The organism is Sphingomonas sp., from assembly GCF_048594985.1.
Taxonomy (GTDB): Bacteria; Pseudomonadota; Alphaproteobacteria; order Sphingomonadales; family Sphingomonadaceae; genus Sphingomonas_I.
The window spans coordinates 1-3,963 of record NZ_JBMDXG010000110.1 but is presented as its reverse complement, the minus strand read 5'-3'; the positions used below and the strand labels follow the sequence as shown (position 1 = coordinate 3,963).

Sequence of the window (3,963 nt, the reverse complement as noted above, 5' to 3'; positions counted from 1 at the left end):
CGGCGGCGAACACGGTCGCGGGCATCGCGGCGCTGGGCGGCAAGTGCGGCTTCATCGGACAGGTGGCGGACGACCAGCTGGGCGCGGTGTTCGCGCACGACATCCGCGCCAACGGCATCACCTTCACCACCGCGATCCGGCCGGGCCAGCCGTCGACCGCGCGCTGCCTGATCCTCGTCACGCCCGATGCGCAGCGGACGATGAACACCTTCCTCGGCGCGTCGCAATTCCTGCCCGCAAGCGCGCTCGACCGCGATCTGATCGCCTCGGCGCGGATCCTCTACCTCGAAGGCTATCTGTGGGATCCGGCCGAGCCGCGCGCGGCGATGCGCGCCGCGATCGAAATCGCGCACGCCGCCGGGCGCCAGGTCGCTTTCACGCTCAGCGACACCTTCTGCATCACGCGCCACCGCGCCGATTTCCTGAAGCTGATCGACGACCGCGCGATCGACATCCTGTTCGCCAACGAAAGCGAACTGCTTTCGCTGGTCGAGGGTGAGGATTTCGACGCCGCGCTCGATCGGGTCGCGGCTAAGGTCGGCACCTTGGTGGTGACGCGCAGCGCGGACGGCGCGGTCGCGGTTCAGGGCGGCACGCGCGCCGCGGTCCCGGCCGAGCCGATCGAGCGCGTGGTCGACACGACCGGCGCGGGCGACCTGTTCGCCGCCGGCTTCCTCGCCGGCCAGGTGCAGGGTCGCGGGCTCGAGGACAGCCTGCGCATGGGCGCGATCGCGGCGGCCGAGATCATCTCGCATTACGGCGCCCGCGCCGAGGCGAAGCTCGACCGGCTCGTCGCCGAAAAGCTGGGATAGGCACCGGGCGGGACGGCGCCGATGGCCGATCCGCCGCCGTAACGACTTTATTCCACCATCGCCGGACCTCAGGTCGTTCCCGAAGGGTTCTCCCCGCTGACTTCCAGCACGGAGACGGTGATGACGGACAAGCCCGGCGGGCCTTCGCGGCGCGACATGTTCGGGGCGGCGGCAGCGGCGGGGGTCGCGGTCGCCGCCGCCGGCTCGGCCGGCGCGCAGGCGCGCAAGGACCAGCCCGAACGGCGCGTCCCCGGCGCGCCCACCACGCCGCAGGCGGCGGGCTATGCGAAGCCGCCGCTCCCCGAACAGCGCCAGCCCTGGCCCGCGCTCCAGTCGCAGATGACGCCCCGGCCCGACAGCGGGGAGACCAGCTACAAGGGCTCGGGCCGTCTGGTCGGGCGCAAGGCGCTCGTCACCGGCGGGGACAGCGGCATCGGGCGTGCCGCCGCGATCGCCTTTGCGCGCGAGGGCGCCGACGTCGCGATCAACTATTATCCGACCGAGGAGCCCGACGCGCGCGAGGTGGTCGACCTGATCCGCCGCGAAGGGCGCAAGGCGGTCGCGCTGCCCGCCGACATCCGCACCGCCACCGCCTGCACCCGGCTGGTGGCGGACGCGCGCGCCGGGCTCGGCGGGCTCGACATCCTCGTCAACAACGCCGCCTATCAGCAGTCGAAGGCCGACCTCCTCGAAATCTCCGACGACCAGTTCGACCGCACGTTCAAGACCAACATCTATGCGCCCTTCTGGACGTGCAAGGCGGCGATCCCGTACCTCGCGGCGGGGGCGGCGATCATCAACACGTTGTCGGTCAACAGCTACGATCCGGGCGACGAGCTGCTCGATTATGCCTCGACCAAGGGCGCCTTTCTGATCTTCACCAAGGGGCTGGCCAAGCAGCTTGCGAAGAAGGGCATCCGCGTCAACGGCGTCGCGCCGGGGCCGGTATGGACGCCGCTGCAGGTGGCGGGCGGCCAGCTTCCCGGAACGCTCGGCGATTTCGGCGCGAATACGCCGCTCGGCCGCTTCGGCCAGCCCGCCGAACTGGCCGGGCTCTACGTCCTGCTCGCCAGCCACGAGGCCGGCTTCTCGACCGGCCAGGTGTTCGGCGCGAGCGGCGGCCGGGGCAATCCCTGATCCCCGCCGCGTCGCCGATGAGCGCCTGGGGATATTGGTCAGCGCTGGATCAGCCTGAACACCGCTCGTGCTGAGCCTGTCGAAGCACGTTGCCCCGTCCTCGCGCCGTCCACGCCAAGCCGGCACAACCCTTCGACAGGCCCAGTGCGAACCGAAAGCCGGCGTCGGCCGGCTCCCGATCCCGCGTCAGCGCGTGCCCGGCGCGGGCGGATCGATCTCGCCATAGGCTTCGGGCTCGGGCACTTCGGTGAGGCCCCGTCCGACATGGCTGCGCGCGCGGCTGTAGAAGAAATAGACGAGCAGCCCGATCGCGCCCCAGCCCGGCAGGATCAGGATCGCCGTCAGCGGCAGCGAGAAATACAGCACCACGCAGCCGACGATCGACAGCGGGGCGATCAGCCAGACGAGCGGCGTGCGGAACGGGCGCGGCCGCGCGGGGTCGACCTTGCGCAGCACCATCACCGACACCGCGACCATGAAGAAGGCGAACAAAGTGCCCGAGTTCGAATAATCGGCCAGTCGCCCGACCGGCAGGAATGCCGCCGCCAGCGTCGCGCCGATGCCGGTCACGATCGTCACGACGTGCGGGGTGCGATAGCGCGGATGGACCGACGCCAGCTTTTCGGGGAGCAGCCCGTCGCGCGCCATCGTGAAAAAGACGCGCGTCTGGCCGAACATCATGATCAGCACGACCGACGGCAGCGCCAGCACCGCGGCAAGGCCGACCAGCCGGCCGACCGCAGGGAAATTGATCGCGTCGAGGACGTGGACCAGCGCCTCCTTCGAACAGGACAGCGGCTCCAGCGCGCCGCTCGCGACGATCGTCGCGCAGCGCCCGGCCAGCTCGGGCGTGCCGGGGCGCAGCACCTCGCCCGCCAGGTTGGTGACCGGCTGCGCGCCGATCGAGCCGATCGCGCCCGACGCGACCAGGATGTAGAACAGGGTGCAGATCAGCAGGCTGGCGATCAGCCCGATCGGCACGTTGCGTTGCGGGTTCTTGGTCTCCTCGGCGGCGGTCGAAACCGCGTCGAACCCGACATAGGCGAAGAAGATGGACGCCGCCGCGCCGAACACGCCGGTCGCGCCGGTGGGGGCGAAGGGGGTGAAATTCTCGGCGTTCATCACCGGGATGGTCAGCGCGACGAACGCGGTCAGCGCGACGATCTTGATCGCGACCAGCACCGCGTTGACGCGCGCGCTCTCGGTCGTGCCGATGATCAGCAGCCATGTTACCAGCCCCGCGATCAGGATCGCCGGCACGTTGATATATCCGCCGACCTGCGTCGCGGTGATCAGGTCGGGCGTGACGTCCGCGCCGAACGCCATCTGCACCTTGGCCATCAGCGCATCGGCGTTGCTCAGGGTGGCGGGGAAATCCACGCCCAGCCCGCGCAGCAGCCCGACCGCGTGGTTCGACCAGCCGACCGCGACCGCGCTCGCGCCGACCGCATATTCCAGGATCAGCGCCCAGCCGACCATCCACGCCAGCAGCTCGCCGACCACCGCATAGGTGTAAGTGTAGGCCGAACCCGACACCGGCACCATCGACGCGAGCTCCGAATAGCAGAGCGCCGCGACCGCGCAGACGAAGCCCGCGACCAGGAAGGAGACAACCATGCCCGGCCCCGCTTTCTGCGCGGCCTCCGACGTGAGCACGAAGATGCCCGTCCCGATCACCCCGCCGATGCCCAGCATGGTAAGCTGGAACGCGCCGAGCGTCCGGTGGAGCGACTTGCGCTGTGCGGTAAGCAGGATGGCGTCGAGCGACTTGACGCGGTCGAAGATCATGCGTGTCCCCTTGGGCAGGCCCTGCGGCCTTTGATTTGTAACCGAGCCTAACGGCTCGCTTCGCAAGCGCAATAGCGGCCGCGGAGGAACGCAGTCGGTTCCTGCCCCGCGTGCCCACGCCGCTACGCGATCGCGGCCGGTCGTAATCCCCGTCACCCCGGGCCTGACCCGGGGTCCCGCTCCTTCTTCTCGCCACGTCTTTCCTGTGTCGGATGGCGGGGCAACG

At 70.0% G+C, this 3,963-nt stretch carries 3 protein-coding genes; 2 read left to right on the top strand and 1 reads right to left on the bottom strand.

What is annotated here, in order from left to right; all coding sequences use genetic code 11:
• Positions 1–812 (top strand): adenosine kinase (locus ACOJSF_RS04115; RefSeq protein WP_420140957.1); only part of this gene is annotated, 812 nt, incomplete at its 5' end.
• A gap of 120 nt (positions 813–932) precedes the next feature.
• On the top strand, positions 933–1,949 hold the full coding sequence (locus ACOJSF_RS04110; protein ID WP_420140956.1) for an SDR family oxidoreductase: 1,017 nt from the start codon (positions 933–935) through the stop codon (positions 1,947–1,949).
• Between the two features lie 186 nt (positions 1,950–2,135).
• On the opposite strand, the gene ACOJSF_RS04105 is transcribed toward ACOJSF_RS04110, so the two are convergent.
• Positions 2,136–3,737: an amino acid permease gene (locus ACOJSF_RS04105; RefSeq protein ID WP_420140955.1), complete on the bottom strand. Its 1,602-nt coding sequence runs from the start codon at positions 3,735–3,737 to the stop codon at positions 2,136–2,138.
• Positions 3,738–3,963 lie beyond the last annotated feature (226 nt).

What these genes read in the sequence shown, in the direction of transcription:
- ACOJSF_RS04110 (WP_420140956.1), top strand. Translation starts at nt 933, where the DNA reads ATGACGGACAAGCCCGGCGGGCCTTCGCGGCGCGACATGTTCGGGGCG.
- ACOJSF_RS04105 (WP_420140955.1), bottom strand. Translation starts at nt 3,737, where the DNA reads ATGATCTTCGACCGCGTCAAGTCGCTCGACGCCATCCTGCTTACCGCA.